The sequence below is a fragment of the Kitasatospora sp. NPDC058048 genome, from assembly GCF_042885555.1.
In the GTDB taxonomy this organism is placed as follows: Bacteria; Actinomycetota; Actinomycetes; order Streptomycetales; family Streptomycetaceae; genus Kitasatospora; species Kitasatospora lactacystinica.
The window spans coordinates 155,647-173,384 of sequence record NZ_JBHVRT010000003.1 but is presented as its reverse complement, the minus strand read 5'-3'; the positions used below and the strand labels follow the sequence as shown (position 1 = coordinate 173,384).

16 protein-coding genes are annotated in these 17,738 nt (G+C 71.3%); 6 read left to right on the top strand and 10 right to left on the bottom strand.

Annotation, left to right across the window (positions count from 1 at the left end; translation table 11 throughout):
• Window positions 1-40: 40 nt before the first annotated feature.
• The 4 genes from rapZ to uvrA all read right to left on the bottom strand — a co-directional run bounded on the left by rapZ (window position 41) and on the right by uvrA (window position 6,668).
• The gene (rapZ, locus tag ACFVVA_RS04510) at window positions 41-925 is read right to left on the bottom strand and encodes an RNase adapter RapZ (protein ID WP_359912919.1); all 885 of its coding nucleotides are present in this window, start codon (window positions 923-925) and stop codon (window positions 41-43) included.
• A 118-nt stretch (window positions 926-1,043) separates the two neighbouring features.
• Complete coding sequence (uvrC, locus tag ACFVVA_RS04505) at window positions 1,044-3,113, bottom strand: excinuclease ABC subunit UvrC (RefSeq protein ID WP_387685621.1); 2,070 nt, start codon at window positions 3,111-3,113, stop codon at window positions 1,044-1,046.
• A gap of 84 nt (window positions 3,114-3,197) precedes the next feature.
• On the bottom strand, window positions 3,198-3,635 hold the full coding sequence (locus tag ACFVVA_RS04500) for a Rieske (2Fe-2S) protein (RefSeq protein WP_387685619.1): 438 nt from the start codon (window positions 3,633-3,635) through the stop codon (window positions 3,198-3,200).
• Between the two features lie 120 nt (window positions 3,636-3,755).
• Window positions 3,756-6,668, bottom strand: coding sequence for an excinuclease ABC subunit UvrA (uvrA, locus tag ACFVVA_RS04495; protein ID WP_359912911.1), 2,913 nt, complete (start codon window positions 6,666-6,668; stop codon window positions 3,756-3,758).
• A 279-nt stretch (window positions 6,669-6,947) separates the two neighbouring features.
• Between uvrA and ACFVVA_RS04490 the strand changes: the two genes are divergently transcribed.
• Window positions 6,948-7,700, top strand: a complete 753-nt coding sequence (locus ACFVVA_RS04490; RefSeq protein ID WP_387685617.1) for a maleylpyruvate isomerase family mycothiol-dependent enzyme — start codon at window positions 6,948-6,950, stop codon at window positions 7,698-7,700.
• 45 nt (window positions 7,701-7,745) lie between these two features.
• Entirely contained in the window at window positions 7,746-8,399 is a 654-nt protein-coding gene (locus tag ACFVVA_RS04485; protein ID WP_359912905.1) for an MBL fold metallo-hydrolase, read from the top strand.
• 119 nt (window positions 8,400-8,518) lie between these two features.
• On the opposite strand, the gene ACFVVA_RS04480 is transcribed toward ACFVVA_RS04485, so the two are convergent.
• From ACFVVA_RS04480 to zapE, 6 genes are all read right to left on the bottom strand, one after another.
• On the bottom strand, window positions 8,519-9,499 hold the full coding sequence (locus ACFVVA_RS04480) for a TerC family protein (RefSeq protein WP_387685615.1): 981 nt from the start codon (window positions 9,497-9,499) through the stop codon (window positions 8,519-8,521).
• 330 nt (window positions 9,500-9,829) lie between these two features.
• A complete protein-coding gene (locus ACFVVA_RS04475; protein ID WP_359915324.1) occupies window positions 9,830-10,408 on the bottom strand; it encodes a TerD family protein in 579 nt (192 codons plus the stop codon).
• Window positions 10,409-10,674: 266 nt separating this feature from the next.
• Complete coding sequence (gene uvrB, locus ACFVVA_RS04470; RefSeq protein ID WP_387685612.1) at window positions 10,675-12,765, bottom strand: excinuclease ABC subunit UvrB; 2,091 nt, start codon at window positions 12,763-12,765, stop codon at window positions 10,675-10,677.
• Window positions 12,766-12,809: 44 nt separating this feature from the next.
• Window positions 12,810-13,118: a helix-turn-helix domain-containing protein gene (locus tag ACFVVA_RS04465; protein ID WP_380668710.1), complete on the bottom strand. Its 309-nt coding sequence runs from the start codon at window positions 13,116-13,118 to the stop codon at window positions 12,810-12,812.
• Entirely contained in the window at window positions 13,115-13,264 is a 150-nt protein-coding gene (locus ACFVVA_RS04460) for a hypothetical protein (RefSeq protein WP_387685609.1), read from the bottom strand. The genes ACFVVA_RS04465 and ACFVVA_RS04460 overlap by 4 nt, the downstream gene beginning before the upstream one ends.
• Before the next feature lie 3 nt (window positions 13,265-13,267).
• Window positions 13,268-14,314 (bottom strand): cell division protein ZapE, encoded by a 1,047-nt coding sequence (gene zapE, locus ACFVVA_RS04455; RefSeq protein WP_387685895.1) that lies wholly within the window; start codon window positions 14,312-14,314, stop codon window positions 13,268-13,270.
• A 126-nt stretch (window positions 14,315-14,440) separates the two neighbouring features.
• On the opposite strand from zapE, the gene ACFVVA_RS04450 reads away from it, so the two are divergent.
• From ACFVVA_RS04450 to msrB, 4 genes are all read left to right on the top strand, one after another.
• Window positions 14,441-15,232 carry a pyrimidine reductase family protein gene (locus tag ACFVVA_RS04450; RefSeq protein ID WP_387685606.1) on the top strand — a complete coding sequence of 264 codons (792 nt, stop codon included), beginning with the start codon at window positions 14,441-14,443 and terminating at the stop codon, window positions 15,230-15,232.
• 51 nt (window positions 15,233-15,283) lie between these two features.
• On the top strand, window positions 15,284-15,745 hold the full coding sequence (locus ACFVVA_RS04445) for an indole-3-glycerol phosphate synthase (protein ID WP_359915318.1): 462 nt from the start codon (window positions 15,284-15,286) through the stop codon (window positions 15,743-15,745).
• A 143-nt stretch (window positions 15,746-15,888) separates the two neighbouring features.
• A complete protein-coding gene (gene murC / locus ACFVVA_RS04440) occupies window positions 15,889-17,277 on the top strand; it encodes a UDP-N-acetylmuramate--L-alanine ligase (RefSeq protein ID WP_387685893.1) in 1,389 nt (462 codons plus the stop codon).
• 36 nt (window positions 17,278-17,313) lie between these two features.
• Window positions 17,314-17,724, top strand: a complete 411-nt coding sequence (gene msrB / locus ACFVVA_RS04435) for a peptide-methionine (R)-S-oxide reductase MsrB (RefSeq protein WP_380630987.1) — start codon at window positions 17,314-17,316, stop codon at window positions 17,722-17,724.
• The last annotated feature ends 14 nt before the right edge of the window (window positions 17,725-17,738 follow it).

The following is a 17,738-nucleotide window of genomic DNA, read 5'->3' as shown; positions in this document are numbered from 1 at the left end:
GCCGACCGCTCCGCCGGCGGGCCCGGCAGGGAGGCGGCGGTTACTCCCGTCCCATGTCACGGTGGACGAGCACCGTCTCGACTCCGTCGGCGATGAGACGCTTGGTCAGACGCTCGGACATGGCGACGCTGCGGTGCTTGCCACCGGTGCAGCCTACGGCAAGCGTCATGTAGCGCTTCCCCTCGCGGCGGTATCCCTCGGTGATGATGCGCAGGAGCTGGGCGTAACCGTCCAGGAACTCGTTGGCTCCGGGCTGCTGGAAGACGTAGTCGGCGACGTCCGCGTCGGTGCCGGTGCGGGCCCGCAGTTCGGGCACCCAGTGCGGGTTGGGCAGGAAGCGGCAGTCCACGACGAGGTCGGCGTCGACCGGCAGGCCGTACTTGAATCCGAAGGACATCACGGTGGCGCGCAGCTCGGGCTCGTCGTGGTCGGCGAACTGGGCGTCCAGCTTGGCGCGCAGCTGGTGCACGTTGAGGTTGGAGGTGTCGATCACCAGGTCGGCCTCGCCGCGCAGGTCGCGCAGCAGGTCGCGCTCCTGGGCGATGCCGTCCACGATCCGGCCGTCGGCCTGCAGCGGGTGCGGGCGGCGGACGCTCTCGAAGCGGCGCACCAGCGCCTCGTCGGAGGAGTCCAGGAAGACGACCCGGAGCCGGACCCCGCGCTTCTCCAGCTCGTCCAGCGAGGTGAGCAGGTCGTCGAAGAACTGCCGGCCGCGGACGTCCACGACCACGCCGATCCTGGCGACGTTGCCCTGGGAGCGCGCGCCCAGGTCGACCATGGTAGGAATCAGGGCCGGCGGCAGGTTGTCCACCACGAACCAGCCGAGGTCCTCCAGGCACTTGGCCGCGGTGGAGCGGCCGGCTCCGGACATCCCGGAGATGATCACCAGCTCCGGCGCGTTCTCGGCCACGTCTGACACGGTCACTTCGGTTCCCCGCTCTCGGTCTTTCTGCTGGGGAGAACGCGTACGGCTCGGCCGCCCTTCCCCGGCCCGGGCAGGCGGGCGGGGCCGGGGCACACCGGCTGACGGGCGGCGTCGGCCGTCATGGCGTCTCCTGGGATGGTGCGGTCTGGGGTGCTGCTGCCACCGGCTCGGCGGCCTGCTCGGCCCCGTCCTCGATGATCTCGCCGGTCGCGGTGTTGACCGCGGGTGCGACGGGTGTACGGGACGACAACGCCTCCGCAACAGTCTGCGCGGTGCGGCGTCCGATGCCGGGTACCTCGCAGAGCTCGTCCACGGTGGCGGCCCGGAGCTTCTTCAGCGAGCCGAAGTGCTTGAGCAGCGCCCGGCGGCGAGTCTCGCCGAGGCCCGGGACGGAGTCCAGTTCCCCGGCGGTGAGTCGCTTGGAACGCTTGTTGCGCTGATAGCTGATCGCGAAGCGGTGCGCCTCGTCGCGGACCCGCTGGAGCAGGTAGAGGCCCTCGCTGGAGCGGGGCAGCACCACCGGGTCGTCCTCGCCGGGCAGCCAGACCTCCTCCAGGCGCTTGGCCAGGCCGCACAGCGCGACGTCGTCGATGCCGAGCTCGTCCAGGGCGCGCTTGGCGGCGGCGACCTGCGGCTGCCCGCCGTCGACGACCAGCAGCTGCGGCGGGTAGGCGAAGCGCTTGGGGCGGCCGTCCTCGTCCCGGGTGCCGCCGGTACCGGTGTCCGGGTCGGTGCCGCCGCCCGGGCCGGTGCCGGTGTCGTCCTCCTCCGGGACGGCCCACTCGCCGGTCTGCTCGCGCTCCTGGAGGTAGCGGCGGAAGCGCCGGCCGATCACCTCGTGCATCGAGCGGACGTCGTCCTGGCCCTCGAAGCCCTTGATCTGGAAGCGCCGGTACTCGCTCTTGCGGGCCAGGCCGTCCTCGAAGACGACCATGGAGGCGACCACGTCCTCGCCCTGGAGGTGGGAGATGTCGTAGCACTCGATGCGCAGCGGGACGGAGTCCAGCTGCAGCGCGTCGGCGATCTCCTGGAGGGCGCGGCTGCGGGTGGTGAGGTCGGAGGCGCGCTTGGTCTTGTGCAGTGCGAGCGCCTGCTGGGCGTTGCGCTGCACGGTGGCCATCAGGTCCTTCTTGTCGCCGCGCTGGGGGACGCGCAGGTCGACCTGGCTGCCGCGCAGGCCGCTCAGCCACTCGCGGACCGGCTCCGCCGGGTCGGGCAGGGCGGGGACGAGCACCTCGCGGGGGACGGACTCGCCGCCGCCGTAGAGCTGCTGGAGGGCGTGCTCGACCAGGCCGGCGGTGTCGACGTCCTCGACCTTGTCGGTGACCCAGCCGCGCTGGCCGCGCACCCGGCCGCCGCGGACGTGGAAGATCTGCACGGCGGCTTCGAGCTCGTCCTCGGCGAGGGCCAGCAGGTCGGCGTCGGTGGCGTCGGCGAGCACGATGGCGTTCTTCTCCATCGCGCGCTTGAGGGCACCGATGTCGTCCCGCAGCCGGGCCGCCTTCTCGTACTCCAGTTCCTCGGCGGCCTCCCGCATCTGTTCTTCCAGCCGGCGCAGGTAGTTGCCGGTGCGCCCGGCCATGAAGTCGCAGAAGTCCTCGGCCAGCGCGCGGTGTTCGTCCGCCGAGACCTTGCCGACGCAGGGCGCGGCGCACTTGCCGATGTAGCCGAGCAGGCAGGGCCGGCCGACCTGGCGGGCGCGCTTGAAGACGCCGTTGGAGCAGGTGCGGACGGGGAAGACGCGCAGCAGCAGGTCGACCGTCTCGCGGATCGCCCAGGCGTGCCCGTACGGGCCGAAGTAGCGCACGCCCTTCTTGTGCGCCCCGCGCATCACCTGGACCCGCGGGTACTCCTCGTCGAGGGTGACGGCGAGTTCCGGATAGCTCTTGTCGTCGCGGTACTTGACGTTGAACCGCGGGTCGAACTCCTTGATCCAGGAGTACTCCAGCTGGAGCGCCTCGACCTCGGTGCCGACCACGGTCCACTCCACCGAGGCGGCGGTGGTGACCATCGTCGCGGTGCGCGGGTGCAGACCGGCCAGGTCCTGGAAGTAGGACGACAGGCGCGGCCGCAGGCTCTTGGCCTTCCCGACGTAGATGACCCGGCCGTGGGCGTCGCGGAACCGGTAGACGCCGGGGGAGGTCGGGATCGCACCGGGCGCGGGGCGGTAGGTGCTCGGGTCAGCCATGGGTCCACCGTACCGAGTGGGGCCGGGGCCGCGGGGCGGAGATCGTCGGGGAGGACCGTGGCGGTCGGAAGGCGGTCAACTGGGTCAGCTCGGGGTCACCTTGAGGTTGCCGCCCTCGACCGTGACGGTGTAGGCGGGCAGCGGGGAGGGGGCCGGTCCGTCCTGCACGGCGCCGTCGGTGATGGCGAAGCGGCTGCCGTGGCAGGGGCACTGGATCTGGTTGTTCTTCACCTGGTCCACCAGGCAGCCGGCGTGGGTGCACCGGGCGTTGAACGCCTTGTACTGGCCGGCCGTGGGCTGGGTCACCACGATCTTCTGCTCGCGGTAGACCTTGCCGCCGCCCTCCGGCACGGCCGAGGCCGGGCCGAGGTCGACCGGGCCCTTGGGGGCGCTGCTGCCGGAGGATGAGGAGGAGCTGCACCCGGTGACCGCCACGGTGCCGCCGGCCGCCAGGACGGCCGCGGCCCCGCAGAGCAGGGTGCGGCGGGAGGCGGTGGGGCTGGTCTCGGGGGCCTCGGACATCGGTGTGCTCCTACGGTTGCTGCTGCGGCGAGGGACCACGGAATTCTATGCCGCGCCACCCCGCCGCTCCCGGGCCGCCCGGGGTGCGGCGGCGGGGAGCGGCGGGGTGGCCGGACGGGACTACTTCTTCGCGGCGGCCGCGCGCTTGCGCGGCGCCCTCTTCGCCGGGGCGGCGACCGGGGCGTCCGTGAAGTCGGCCGGCAGGATGTCCCGCAGGAACTTGCCGGTGTGGCTCTCCGGGACGGCGGCGATCTGCTCCGGGGTGCCCTCGGCGACCACCGTGCCGCCGCCGGAGCCGCCCTCGGGGCCCATGTCGACGACCCAGTCGGCGGTCTTGATCACATCGAGGTTGTGCTCGATGACGATCACCGTGTTGCCCTTGTCCACCAGCCCGCTGAGCACCTTGATCAGCTTGCTGATGTCCTCGAAGTGCAGGCCGGTGGTGGGCTCGTCCAGCACGTAGACCGTCCGCCCGGTGGAGCGCTTCTGGAGCTCCGAGGCGAGCTTGACGCGCTGCGCCTCACCGCCGGAGAGGGTGGGCGCGGACTGGCCGAGCCGGACGTAGCCGAGGCCGACGTCGTTGAGCGTGCGCAGGTGCCGGGCGATCGCCGGGACGGCCTCGAAGAAGTCCAGGGCCTCCTCGATCGGCATGTCCAGCACCTCGGCGATGGACCTGCCCTTGTAGTGGACCTCCAGCGTCTCCCGGTTGTACCGGGCGCCGTGGCAGACCTCGCACGGCACGTAGACGTCCGGCAGGAAGTTCATCTCGATCTTGATGGTGCCGTCGCCCGAGCAGTTCTCGCAGCGGCCGCCCTTGACGTTGAAGGAGAACCGGCCGGGCAGGTAGCCGCGGACCTTGGCCTCCTGCGTCTCCGCGAAGAGCCGGCGGACGTGGTCGAACACGCCGGTGTAGGTGGCCGGGTTGGAGCGCGGGGTGCGGCCGATCGGCGACTGGTCGACGTGCACCACCTTGTCCACCTGGTCGGTGCCGGTGATCCGGGTGTGCCGGCCGGGCACGCTGCGGGCGCCGTTCAGCTCCCGCGCGAGGTGGGTGTACAGGATGTCGTTGACCAGCGTCGACTTGCCGGAGCCGGAGACGCCGGTGATCGCGGTGAAGGTGCCCAGCGGGAAGCCGACCGTGACGTCCTTGAGGTTGTGCTCGCGGGCGCCGTGGACGGTCAGCTGGCGCTTCTTGTCCCGCTCGCGGCGGGAGGCCGGGATCGGGATGGACCGCTTGCCGGAGAGGTACTGGCCGGTCAGCGACTCCTTGTTGGTGAGCAGCTGCTTCAGCGAGCCGGAGTGCACCACCTTGCCGCCGTGCTCGCCGGCGCCCGGGCCGATGTCGACCACCCAGTCCGCGGTCTTGATGGTGTCCTCGTCGTGCTCGACGACGATCAGGGTGTTGCCGATGTCGCGCAGCCGCACCAGCGTCTCGATCAGCCGGTGGTTGTCCCGCTGGTGCAGGCCGATGGACGGCTCGTCCAGCACGTACAGCACGCCGACCAGGCCGGAGCCGATCTGGGTGGCCAGCCGGATGCGCTGGGCCTCGCCGCCGGACAGGGTGCCGGCCGCGCGGTCGAGCGAGAGGTAGTCCAGGCCGACGTCGACCAGGAAGCGCAGCCGCTCGTTGACCTCCTTGAGGACCCGCTCGGCGATCTGCTTGTCCCGGGCGTTCAGCTTCATCGCGCCCAGGAACTCGGAGCAGTCGCTGATCGACATCGAGGAGACATCGGCGATCGACCTGCCCTCGACGGTGACCGCGAGCACCACCGGCTTGAGCCGGGTGCCCTGGCAGGTCGGGCAGGGCACCTCGCGCATGTAGCCCTCGAAGCGCTCGCGGCTGCTGTCGCTCTCCGCCTCGGTGTGCCGGCGCTGGATGAACGGGATCGCGCCCTCGAAGCCGGTGCTGTACGAGCGCTCCCGGCCGAAGCGGTTGCGGTAGCGGACCTCCACCTGGTGCTTGTGCCCGTACAGCAGCGCCTTCCTGGCCCGGGCGGGCAGCCCGGCCCAGGGGATGTCGGTGCGGAAGCCGAGCTCCCCGGCGAGCGCGTCGATCAGGCGCTGGAAGTACTCCTTGGCGTGCCCGGCCGACCACGGGTGGATCGCGCCCTCGTCCAGCGAGCGCTCGACGTCGGGCACGACCAGCTCCGGGTCGACCTCCATCCGGTTGCCCAGGCCCGAGCAGTCCGGGCAGGCGCCGAACGGCGAGTTGAAGGAGAACGAGCGCGGCTCCAGCTCCTCGAACGACACGTCGTCGTACGGGCAGTAGAGGTGCTCGGAGTACATCCGCTCGCGCTCCGGGTCGTCCTCGGGGAGGTCGACGAAGTCGAGCACGACCATGCCGCCGGACAGGCGCAGGGCCGTCTCCACCGAGTCGGTGAGCCGCCGCTTGGCGCTGTCCTTGACGGTCAGGCGGTCGATCACCACCTCGATGGTGTGCTTCTCCTGCTTCTTGAGCTTCGGCGGCTCGGCGAGCTGGATCGTCCCGCCGTCGACGCGGGCGCGGGAGTAGCCCTTGGACTGGAGGTCGGCGAAGAGGTCGACGAACTCGCCCTTGCGCTCGCGCACCACCGGGCTCAGCACCTGGAAGCGGGTGCCCTCGGCGAGCTCCAGCACCTTGTCCACGATCGCCTGCGGCGACTGCTTGGCGATCGGCCGGCCGCAGTGCGGACAGTGCGGCTTGCCGATCCGGGCGAACAGCAGGCGCAGGTAGTCGTAGACCTCGGTGATGGTGCCGACGGTCGAACGGGGGTTGCGGTTGGTGGACTTCTGGTCGATCGAGACGGCCGGGGAGAGGCCCTCGATGAAGTCCACGTCGGGCTTGTCCATCTGCCCGAGGAACTGGCGGGCGTAGGAGGACAGCGACTCGACGTAGCGGCGCTGGCCCTCGGCGAAGATCGTGTCGAAGGCGAGCGAGGACTTGCCGGAGCCGGAGAGGCCCGTGAAGACGATGAGGGAGTCGCGGGGCAGGTCGAGCGAGACGTTCTTGAGGTTGTGCTCGCGAGCACCGCGGACGATGAGGCGGTCGGCCACTGCTTCTGGCGCCTTTCTCCGGGGCGAGAGGGCTTGCGGTGAGTATCTGTACTTCTTCCAGGATGCGGCAGCCAGCCTATAGCTCAGACGTTCGAATATCGACTCTGTCCAGCGGAGACCACCCGAACGAGTGAGGGCCACCCCGGGGCCGTCCGTACCCGCACGGCGCGCATAGCCGAAAACCCCCTGCTCAGAGCCCCGATCCGGCGGTAGCGTCACATGGTCAACGAGCGAAGCCCCCACGGGCAACGCACCCTCTCGTCACAGAAGGCGGATTCGATGACCGACCCGCAGCCGACCGACCCGCACTCCGCCGCCGCAGCCGCCGCCCGGCACCTGGCCCGGGTCGAGGAGAGCACCCGGCACCTGCTGCACACCGCGGCCGAGCTGAAGCCCGAGGCCCTCGCCGAGCCCTCCGCGCTGCCCGGCTGGACCCGCGGCCACGTGCTGGCCCACCTCGCCCGCAACGCCGACTCCCTGGTCAACCTGCTGACCGGCGCCCGCACCGGCACCGACGTCCCCCAGTACGCCAGCAACGAGGCCCGCGACCAGGACATCGAGCGCGACGCGACGCGCCCGCTGGAGGTCCAGCTCGCCGACCTGCGGGAGTCCCACGAGCGCTTCCTGGCGGCCGCCGCGCTGATGGACCCCGAGGCCTGGGCCGTCGGGGTCAGGCACCGCTCCGGCTACGTCTTCCCGGCCTTCGACATCCCGGGCAAGCGCGTGGTGGAGCTGGAGTTCCACCACGTCGACCTGGACGGCGGCTACACCCCGGCGCACTGGCCGCAGGAGTTCGCGGTCAGCCGGTTCCGCGGGCTCGCCGAGGAACTGGCCGGGGAGGCCGGCCTGCCCGCCGTGGAGCTGGTCGCCGACGACACCGAGGACCGCGCCGTGATCGGCACCGGCACCCCGGCCCTGACCGTCGAGGGCCCGGTCCGCGCGCTGACCGCGTGGCTCTCCGGCCGCTCCACCGGCGACGGCCTGCGCCACGCCCCCGGCACCACCCTCCCCCGGCTTCCCCCGATGGGCTGACGGCGCGAGGATGATCCCAGGAACCACTGGAGAGGGAGCGAACGGATGACGTACCACGGAGCGGTCAAGGTCGGCGGAGCGCCGGACGTGCGGGAGCTGGCCCACCTGATCATCACCAAGGTCGCCGTCGGACCGTACGACAACAACGCCTACCTGCTGCGCTGCCGGGCCACCGACGAACAGCTCCTGATCGACGCGGCCGCCGACGCGCCGGTGCTGCTGGAGACCGTCGGGGACGACCTCGAAACGGTGGTCACCACCCACCGGCACCACGACCACTGGGGCGCGCTGGCCGAGGTGGTCGCCACCACCGGCGCCCGGACGGCCGCCGGCGAGCACGACGCCGAGGGCATCGACGTCCCCACCGAGCTGCTGCTCGCGGACGGTGCCGGGCTGCGGGTCGGCGAGGTCGAGCTCACCGTCCGCCACCTGGTCGGCCACACCCCCGGCGCGATCGTGCTGGTCTACGACGACCCCCAGGGCCACCCGCACGTCTTCACCGGCGACTGCCTCTTCCCCGGCGGCGTGGGCAACACCTGGGGCGACCCGGAAGCCTTCCGGACGCTCTACCGCGACGTCACCGAGAAGATCTTCGACGTCCTCCCCGACGAGTCCTGGGTCTACCCCGGCCACGGCAACGACACCACCCTGGGCGCCGAGCGCCCGCACCTCGACGAGTGGCGCGAGCGCGGCTGGTAGCCCCGCCCCCGCCGAACGGCCGAGGCCCCCGCAACCGTTTCCGGTCGCGGGGGCCTCGGCGGTGCACCGGCCCGGCGCCCCTGGCATCAGGGCGCGTCGGGCATCAGGCGCGTCGGGCGTCAGGCGTCGAGCTTCTCGCGCTCGGCCTGCTCGGCGTTCTTCGAGGCCCGCAGGCTGGTGAAGGTGGTGATCGCCAGGACCACCACGATGAAGCCCAGCGAGAACGGGATGCCGATCTCCGGGGCCCAGTCCGCGCCCGCCTCGTGGGCGGCGTGCAGCACCAGCTTCACACCGATGAAGCCGAGGATCACCGACAGGCCGTACGACAGGTGGACCAGCTTCTTCAGCAGGCCGCCGATCAGGAAGTACAGCTGGCGCAGACCCATCAGGGCGAAGGCGTTGGCGGTGAAGACCACGTACGGGTCCTGGGTCAGGCCGAAGATGGCCGGGATCGAGTCCAGTGCGAACAGCACGTCGGTGGTGCCGATCGCCAGCATGACGATCAGCATCGGGGTGATCAGCCGGCGGCCGTTCTCCCGGACGAAGAGCTTGGTGCCGCGGTAGTCCTCGGTGGCCGGGAAGCGGCGGGTGATCGACTTGAGGACGCGGTTCTCCTCGAACTCCTCCTCGCCCTCCTCCTCGGCGCGGGCCTCCTTGATCAGCTTCCAGGCCGTCCAGATCAGGAAGCCGCCGAAGATGAAGAACACCCAGGAGAACTCGGAGACCAGGGCGGCGCCGCCGGCGATGAACACCGCCCGGAGCACCAGCGCGATGATCACACCGAACATCAGCACGCGCTGCTGGTAGATCCTGGGCACCGCGAACTTGCCCATGATCAGGATGAACACGAAGAGATTGTCGACACTGAGCGACTTCTCGGTGATGTAGCCGGCGAAGAACTCACCCGCCGGCTGCGCACCGGAGTGCCACCAGAGGAAGCCACCGAAGAGGACCGCCAGGACGACCCAGACGGCCGTCCAGATCCCGGCCTCCTTGATCGAGACCTCGTGCGGCTTGCGCCCTCCGATGAAGAAGTCCGCCACGATCAGTGCGATCAGCACCAGGATCGTGGAGACCCACATGGTCATGGAAACGTCCACTACTGCTCCTCCGGCAGGTAGGCGAGACAGTCATCGTCACTGCCGGAGGTCTCTTCCGCCCATCGGGCCAGCGCCCCGGGGTGCCGCGACGGGCACCCGTGATGACGGGGTCGGCTGTCGAGGAATACTCCCCTCCGCTGCCAACGAGAGTAACAGCTTCTCCAAAGAAAGGTAAAGAAGGTAAAGACCGTCAAGGCGGGCCACCGGAACCCGGGGGGCTTGGGAGCCCTGGGAGCCGGGGCGGCGGGTGCCGCGGGTGCCGCGGGTGCCGCGAGTACCGCGGGAGCGGGGAGTGGTGGGTCCTGCGGGGAGGGGCGGGAGCCGCCCGGGCTACAGGTACGGCTCGATCGCCGGCAGCAGGTCCTGGAAGGTGCGCCCCTTGGCCGGCGCGCCGATCGCCTGCATCTCCCAGCCGCCGTCGCCGTCCCGGACCACCTTGGCCATGATCTGCCCGGTGTGCGGCCCGCCGCCCGCCAGCTCGTAGCGGGCCAGCTCCAGCCCGGTGGTCTCGTCCACCAGCCGGCAGTGCGCCCGCTGCACCTCGGCGAAGGTCTGCCCGGTGTACGAGCTGACCGTGAACACCACCTGGGTGATGTGCACGGGCACGTGCGCCAGGTCGACCAGGATCGCCTCGTCGTCCTCGGCCCCGGAGCCGCCCTCCAGGTTGTCCCCGGTGTGCCGCACGGAGCCGTCGTTGCTCTCCAGGTGCGAGAAGAACACCACGTCGGACGGGGTCCGCTCGGCGTACAGCAGCGCCGAGGCATCCAGATCGATCTTCCGGGTGCGACTGCCGAACAGCCCGCGCTTGGGGGCGGCCCGCCAGCCGAGGCCCATCCGGACCACGGTCAGGGCGGCGCCCTGACCCTTCTGGAGGCTGACCCGCTGCCCCTTGGCCAGGTTCACCGACACGACGTTGTCCTCTCTGCCGGCCGCGCGGTCACACCCGCACGGCTCCACGGTGGAACACCCCGTCGCCGTCCCCCGGCTGAGGCCCCCTCTGCGTACGGCCCGCAACCCCGTCCCGAGGGCACGATGCCGCAGGCCAGCCTAGGCCCTGCGGCACCCCGCCCTCCCCCGGGTTTCCCCGTTTGTGGCAAGCCTGAGACACCCGCGGGCTTGACCGGTGCCATTCCGGCCAAGCCCGGTCACCGCGCGGGCGCGCTCGCGCGGGGCACCTACGCCACACCCGCCTCGCGCATCTGCCGCAGTTCCTTCTTCAGCTCCTTGACCTCGTCGCGCAGCCGGGCCGCGACCTCGAACTGGAGGTCGGCGGCGGCCGTGTGCATCCGGTCGGTCATCTCCTGGATGAGGTCCGCCAGTTCGGCGGCGGGCAGGGACTTGGCCGGCTTGCGCTCCGCGCCCAGCGACGGCACCGGGGCCTTGCCCTTGCCCTGGTTGCGGTAGCCCGTGGAGAGCAGCTCGTCGGTGTCCACGTCCTCGCGGGCGAGGGTGTCCAGGATGTCGCCGATCTTCTTGCGCAGCGGCTGCGGGTCGATCCCGTGCTCCTTGTTGTAGGCCTGCTGCACGGCCCGGCGGCGGTTGGTCTCGTCGATGGCCTTCTCCATCGAGGGAGTGATCCTGTCCGCGTACATGTGGACCTGGCCGGAGACGTTGCGGGCGGCACGGCCGATCGTCTGGATCAGCGAGGTGCCGGAGCGCAGGAAGCCCTCCTTGTCCGCGTCCAGGATCGCCACCAGCGACACCTCGGGCAGGTCCAGGCCCTCGCGCAGCAGGTTGATGCCGACCAGCACGTCGTACCGGCCCGCCCGCAGCTCCCGCAGCAGCTCCACCCGGCGCAGCGTGTCCACGTCGCTGTGCAGGTACCGGACCCGGATGTCCAGGCCGAGCATGTAGTCGGTGAGGTCCTCGGCCATCTTCTTGGTCAGCGTGGTGACCAGGACGCGCTCGTCCCGCTCCACCCGCTGACGGACCTCGTGCACCAGGTCGTCGATCTGGCCCTCGGTCGGCTTGACGATCACCTCGGGGTCGATCAGGCCGGTCGGGCGGATGATCTGCTCGACCTGGCCGTCACCGCGCGACAGCTCGTACGGGCCGGGCGTCGCCGACAGGTAGACGGTCTGGCCGATCCGCTCCAGGAACTCCTCCCACTTCAGCGGGCGGTTGTCCATCGCGGAGGGCAGCCGGAAGCCGTGCTCGACCAGGGTGCGCTTGCGCGAGGCGTCGCCCTCGTACATCGCGCCGATCTGCGGGACGGTGACGTGCGACTCGTCGATGACCAGGAGGAAGTCGTCCGGGAAGTAGTCGAGCAGGGTGTTCGGCGGGGAGCCGGGCTCACGGCCGTCGAAGTGCATCGAGTAGTTCTCGACGCCCGAGCAGGTGCCGATCTGGCGCAGCATCTCGATGTCGTAGGTGGTGCGCATCCGCAGCCGCTGGGCCTCCAGCAGCTTGCCCTGCTTCTCCAGCCGGGCGAGCGTCCCCTCCAGCTCCTTCTCGATGCCGGTGATCGCGCGCTCCATGCGCTCGGGGCCGGCCACGTAGTGCGAGGCGGGGAATACGTGGACGGATTCGTCCTGGCTGATGATCTCGCCGGTGAGCGGGTGCAGGGTGTACAGCGCCTCGATCTCGTCGCCGAACATCTCGATCCGGACGGCGAGCTCCTCGTAGACCGGGAAGATCTCGATGGTGTCGCCGCGGACCCGGAAGGTGCCGCGGGTGAAGGCCACGTCGTTGCGGGCGTACTGGATGTCGACGAAGCGGCGCAGCAGGTCGTCCCGGTCGATCTCCTGGCCGACCTTGAGCCGCACCATCCGGTCGACGTACTCCTGCGGGGTGCCGAGGCCGTAGATGCAGGAGACCGAGGCGACCACGATGACGTCCCGGCGGGTGAGCAGCGAGTTGGTCGCCGAGTGGCGCAGCCGCTCGACCTCCTCGTTGATCGAGGAGTCCTTCTCGATGTAGGTGTCCGTCTGCGGGACGTACGCCTCGGGCTGGTAGTAGTCGTAGTACGAGACGAAGTACTCGACGGCGTTGTTGGGCAGCAGCTCGCGGAACTCGTTGGCCAGCTGCGCGGCCAGCGTCTTGTTCGGCGCCATCACCAGGGTGGGGCGCTGCAGCTTCTCGATCATCCAGGCCGTGGTGGCCGACTTGCCGGTGCCGGTGGCACCGAGCAGCACGACGTCCTTCTCCCCTCCCCTGATCCGCCGTTCCAGCTCGGCGATCGCCGCCGGCTGGTCGCCGTTCGGCTGGAAGGGACTGACGACCTCGAAGGGCGCCACGGACCGCTCAATACTCGTGATGGGACGCACCACTCAACGGTACGACCCACCACTGACAAGCGAGGCCGGTTCGATCAGGCCGCGTGGGCCTCGAAGCTCATGGCCGGCTCCCGGGCGGGGTCGATCCGCACGACGGAGTCGAAGGCGGCGGCGAGTCGCTCGATCAGCGGAAGGGTCGGATCGACCCCACTCTCCTCGATGCCCTCGACGGTCTCCTCGTCCAGCCCGGTCCGCTCGGCGAGCTCGGCGAGTGTCCACCCGAGCGCGGAGCGCCGGGCGTACACGGCCTCGGCCAGCGCCATCCGCCGCCCGGCCGCGCGGTACTCCTCGCTCTCCCGGTGCTCCGCCGGCACGGTCCAGCGGGTGTGGTAGCCGCTGCTCATCGCTGCTCCTCCCGGTCGTAGATCTCGTGATCGGCGGCGGGCCGGTGCTCCGCCTCGCAAACCTTCTGCGCGCGGCGTGCCCGTTCGACCTGATCGGTCTCCTCGCCCGGCAGTGGGAACAACTGCCGAGCGAGGGGGAGGGTCACGGGTCAGGCCTTGGCGCTGTCCCGGGCGAGGGCGACCAGGCGGGAGATGGCGCGCAGGTACTTCTTGCGGTAGCCGCCGCGCAGCATCTCCTCCGGGAAGACCCGGTCGAAGGGCAGGCCGGAGGCGGTGATCGGCAGCTCGCGGTCGTACATGCGGTCGGCGAGGACGACCAGGCGCAGCGCGGTGGACTGGTCGTCGACCTGCTTGACGCCGCGCAGGCAGACCGCGGTGACGTCGTCCAGCAGCGCGCCGTAGCGGCTGGGGTGGACGGCGGAGAGGTGGGCGAGCAGGGCGTCGAAGTCGTCCAGCGAGGCGCCGGGGGTGCGGTCCGCGACGTCTCCGACGGCCTCGTCGGAGTACGGCGGCGGGGCGTCCGGCAGGCCGCGGTGGCGGTAGTCCTGGCCGTCGATCCGCATCGGGCGGAAGTGCGCGGACAGGCCCTGGATCTCGCGCAGGAAGTCGGCGGCGGCGAAGCGGCCCTCGCCGAGCTTCTCCGGCAGGGTGTTCGAGGTGGCGCACAGCTTCACGCCGTTCTCGACCAGCCGGCCGAGCAGGGTGGAGACGAGCACGGTGTCGCCCGGGTCGTCCAGCTCGAACTCGTCGATGCAGAGCAGCGTGTGCCCGGAGAGGGTTCGCACGGCCTGCTGGAAGCCGAGCGCGCCGACCAGGTTGGTCAGCTCGACGAAGGTGCCGAAGGCCTTGGGGCCGGGGGCGGCGTGCCAGAGCGAGGCGAGCAGGTGGGTCTTGCCGACGCCGTAGCCGCCGTCGAGGTAGACCCCGGCGGGGCCGGTGGGCGCGGGGGCGGAGCGGCGGAACCAGCTGCGCTTGGGCGGCGAACCGTTTCCTCCGCCGAGGGTGGCCGCGAACTGCTCCAGGACCTGGACGGCCTCGTACTGGCTCGGCTGGGTCGGGTCCGGGATGTACGTCCCGAAGCTCACGTCGGCGAACCGGGGCGGCGGGACCATCTCGGCGACCAGCCGCTCGGCGGGCACGACGGGACGGCGGGAGGTGAGCGCGATCGGGGAGCCGGACACGAGTGCGGCGGCTATCGGCTCGTTCGCGGTTGCGGAGTGGGAGGCTGCGGGCACATCAGTAGAGGGTACGCCTGCCCCGTACGCCGTCCGAACGACCCGCGGCCCCGGACGGAGCACGGCCGGCGGTGGAAGACTGGGATCATGCAACAGTTGATCAGCCCGCTGGGCGGCCGGCCCGCGGATCCGGCCGCACTGGAATCGCTCGCCGCCGTCTACGCGTACCCCGAACAGGTGAATCAGGGGCGCCCCTGGCTGCGCGCCAACATGGTGTCCGGCCTGGACGGCGGGGCCAGGCTGGACGGGCTCTCGGAGGGCCTCTCCGGCGACGCGGACAAGCGGATCTTCGGGGTGCTGCGGGCCCTGTCGGACGTGGTAGTGGTGGGCGCGGAGACGGTCCGCGCCGAGGGTTACCGGCCGGCCCGGGCGCGCCGGGAGTTCGCGGCGGCCCGGGCGGCGGCGGGCCAGGCGCCCGCCCCGGTGATCGCCGTGGTGAGCCGCTCGCTGCGGCTGGACCTGTCCGCGCCGCTGTTCACCGAACCGCTGGTCAGGACGGTGGTGATCACCACCGAGGACGCCGATGCGGAGCGTCGTCGGGCGGTGGCCGAGGTGGCCGACCTGGTGCTCGCGGGCACGGGTTCGGTGGACCTGCGGGCGGGCGTGGCGGCCCTGGCCGAGCGGGGCTGGACCCGGCTGCTGACCGAGGGCGGCCCGCGTCTGCTGGGGCAGTTCGCGGCGGCCGGCCTGCTGGACGAGCTGTGCCTGTCGCTGGCCCCGCTGCTCACCGGCGGCGACGCGCCGCGCATCCTCCACGATGCCGGAATGCCGGACGTGCAGCGGATGGAGCTGGTCTCATTGATCGAGCAGAAAGGATTCCTCTTCACTCGCTACCTGCGTCACCTGGGTTCGGATGACCCCGTGACCCCCCGATCGTGATCCCGTTATGCGATGCCGGGGCCCGGGGGCCGGCCACTGGAAGGGACTCACGTGTTCAAGACGGTACTGATGATCGAAAAGGCTCTCTCCGACGCGGACGTGGAACTCGTCACCACGCTCCACGGCGAGGAGGAGGTGTCCTTCGTCGTCCTGATGCAGCCGCGCGGCAGGCAGGACGAACTGCTGCGGGCGCTCGACGACGTCGCCCTCGGCCACCTCGACAAGGTGGTCCACGAGCACGACGAGTCCGGGAACGCGCCGACGGTGGCGACCGAGTCGCTGGAGCACAGCCTGCGCCACCTGCGCACGGCCGGGGCCGGGGCGGTGGGCGAGCTGGTCGAGGAGAGGCCGCTGGAGCGGCTGCGCGCGGTCGTCGAGGAGCAGCGGGCGGACGAGGTGGTGGTGCTCACCTCCCCGCACTTCGTGGAGGAGTTCTTCCACCGCGACTGGGCCTCCCAGGCCCGGCACAAGGTGGGGGTCCCGGTGCTCAGGCTGTTCGCCAGCGACTCCTGAGCGACTCCTGGCCCGGCGCGGCGGTGGTGCAGAATCGTCCTTGCGGTCCGCCCGCGAGGACGATTCCGTCCTCCCGTCCCGTCCGCCCGCCCTGTCTGCCCCCGCCCCTACGGAGCCACGCCTTGAACGACGCCGCGCACGACCTGCACGCCCCGCACTTCATCGGCATCGGCGGCGCCGGGATGTCCGGCCTGGCGAAGATCCTCGCCGTGCGCGGGGCCAGCGTCTCCGGCAGCGACTCCAAGGAGTCCGAGACCGTCCTCGCGCTGCGCGCCCTCGGTGCCACCGTGCACGTCGGCCACGCCGCCGAGCACGTGCCGGACGGCACCAGCAGCGTGGTCGTCTCCAGCGCGATCCGCGCCGACAACCCGGAGCTGGCCGTCGCCCACGAGCGCGGCATCCCGGTGGTGCACCGCTCCGACGCGCTGGCCGCGCTGATGGGCGGCCGGCGGGCGCTGGCGGTGGCCGGCACCCACGGCAAGACCACCACCACCAGCATGCTCGCCGTCGCCCTCGGCGAGCTGGGCCTGGACCCGTCCTACGCGATCGGCGGCGACCTCGACGCGCCCGGCTCCAACGCCCACCACGGCACCGGCGAGATCTTCGTCGCCGAGGCGGACGAGAGCGACCGCAGCTTCCACAAGTACGCGCCGGAGGTGGCGATCGTGCTCAACGTGGAGCTGGACCACCACGCCAACTACGCGTCGATCGAGGAGATCTACGAGTCCTTCGAGACCTTCGTCGGCCGGATCGTCCCCGGCGGCACCCTGGTGGTCTCGGCCGACCACGACGGCGCCCGCGAGCTCACCTCCCGGGTGGCCGGACGCGAGGACCTGAACGTGGTGACGGTCGGCTCCGCCGAGGACGCCGACCTGCGGGTGCTGTCGGTGGTCGCCCGCGGCATGACCAGCGAGGTGACCGTGCTGCTGGACGGCGCCGAGCTGGCGTTCACCGTCTCGGTGCCCGGCCGGCACTACGCCCACAACGCGGTGGCCGCGCTGGCCGCCGGCGTCGCGCTGGGCGTCCCGGCCGCCGACCTGGCCAAGGCGCTCGGCGCCTACACCGGCGTGCGCCGCCGCCTCCAGCTCAAGGGCGAGGCCGCCGGGGTCCAGGTGATCGACTCCTACGCCCACCACCCCACCGAGATGACCGCCGACCTGGAGGCGATCCGCGAGGGCCTGACCGGCGGTGGCCGGGTGCTGGTGGTCTTCCAGCCGCACCTGTTCAGCCGCACCCAGCAGCTCTCCGAGGAGATGGGCCGGGCCCTGGCGCTGGCCGACGCCTCGGTGGTGCTGGACATCTACCCGGCCCGCGAGGACCCGATCCCTGGCGTGACCAGCGAGCTGATCGTCGACGCCGCCCGCCGGGCCGGCGCCGAGGTCGCCGCCGAGCACTCCTTCGCCGCCGCTCCCGCCGTGCTGGCCGGCCTCGCCCGCCCGGGCGACCTGCTGCTCACGATGGGCGCCGGGGACGTCACCAACCTGGGCCCGGAAATCCTCGAGCACCTCGCGAACGTTGCTTCCAACGTCTGACACACGCACGCACGTACGCCGCGACCGGGAGCCGTGATGAGCTACGAGATCGAGAAGACCGAGGCCGAGTGGCGCGCCGAGCTCAGCCCCGAGGAGTACCACGTGCTCCGCGAGGCGGGCACCGAGCGCCCGTTCACCGGTGAGTACACCGACACCAGGACGGTCGGCGTCTACGGCTGCCGGGCCTGCGGGGCCGAACTGTTCAGCTCCGAGACCAAGTTCGACAGCCACTGCGGCTGGCCGTCCTACTACGCGCCGCTGGCCGGGGACCGGGTCCAGTACATCGAGGACACCTCGCTCGGCATGCGCCGGGTCGAGGTGCGCTGCGCCCGCTGCGGCGGGCACCTCGGGCACGTCTTCGAGGGCGAGGGCTACGGCACACCGACGGACCAGCGGTACTGCATCAACAGCGTCTCGCTGACGCTGAAGCCGGCCGAGCAGGGCTGAGCGACGAACGGCAG